This window comes from Mesorhizobium sp. GbtcB19 (assembly GCF_019091085.1).
Taxonomy (GTDB): domain Bacteria; phylum Pseudomonadota; class Alphaproteobacteria; order Rhizobiales; family Rhizobiaceae; genus Mesorhizobium.
The window spans coordinates 1-1053 of sequence record NZ_JAGXJY010000071.1; the positions used below are offsets into that span (position 1 = coordinate 1).

A 1053-nucleotide genomic window follows, 5' to 3' on the forward strand; every position below is an offset into this window, starting at 1 on the left:
CAGCGCGCAGAACCGCCGCCTCCCCGCCCCAACCCCGCTGCAGGGGTGGGCCAGCGCCAAGGGCCCCTGCACCTGCTGCAGGAGCCCCGCCAGGCGCAGATGCGCCTCGCGGACACCTGCCGCGACGCCTCTTCCATCCAGGTCCAGGCGAAGCGGCAGCGTGTTGATGACCAGGCCCATCGCCCGGTCCGCGCCGGCGCCTGCCTGCATGCGTCCAAGCAGCACCGTTCCGAACACCGCCTTCTCGCGGCCGGACGTGCGCGCCACCACCTGGCCCCACGCCACGTGGCACAAGCTTGCCAGGCTCACACCCAGGCGACGGGCATGGCTCCGAAGGCCGTCATTGAGGGCCTGCGGCAGCACCCGGTAGGCTTCGATCACCTCCTCGCCATCGCCCCGCACTTCCGCCAGGCCGAACGGCAGCACCGGCTCATCGACATCGGCCAGCCGTTCGCGGAAGTAGCGCTCATGCTCCGAGGCCAAGGCGCCCAATCGCGCCTGCGCCACAACGTTGCGGAACGGCTCCGCTGCCGGCAGTTCATCCTCTCGACCGGCGAGGATCGCCTCGATCTCCTCGTTCAGCAATTCCAGGGTCGAGTGATCGCCGATCAGATGGTGATGCACCGCCAGCAGCAGCCAGCGATCGGCCTCGGGGTCCTTGGCCACCACGTGCCGCAGCAGGGGCGGCTGCGCCAAATCGAACCGCAGATGTTGCGGGTCGTAGCGATGCCGCAACTGTTCCGCTCCAGGTCCGGCAGCGGGATCGAGCTCGATCTCGGTGATGCTGAGCGGCGCATGTCGCCACACCACCTGCACCGGCAAGGACAGCCCTTCCCAGACGAAGGCGGTGCGCAGGATGGCGTGGCGGTCGACCACACGCTGCACCGCCGACAGATAGCGGTCCAGCTGAGCTCGCTCGGCAAAGGCCATCTGGGCCCGGATCAGATAGGGATCGCCCTTCCGCGCCAGAAGGTGATGGAACAGGATGCCATCCTGCGGCGGCGACAGCGCATAGATGTGCTGGACATTGCCGATGCCACCCGGCACCGCCTC

The 1053-nt window shown here is 68.8% G+C and carries 1 protein-coding gene; it reads right to left on the minus strand.

The window, feature by feature from the left end; translation table 11 throughout:
• Positions 1 to 1053, minus strand: a 1053-nt coding sequence (locus KVT37_RS31615) for a condensation domain-containing protein (RefSeq protein ID WP_254634392.1), incomplete at both ends; no start/stop codon positions are given.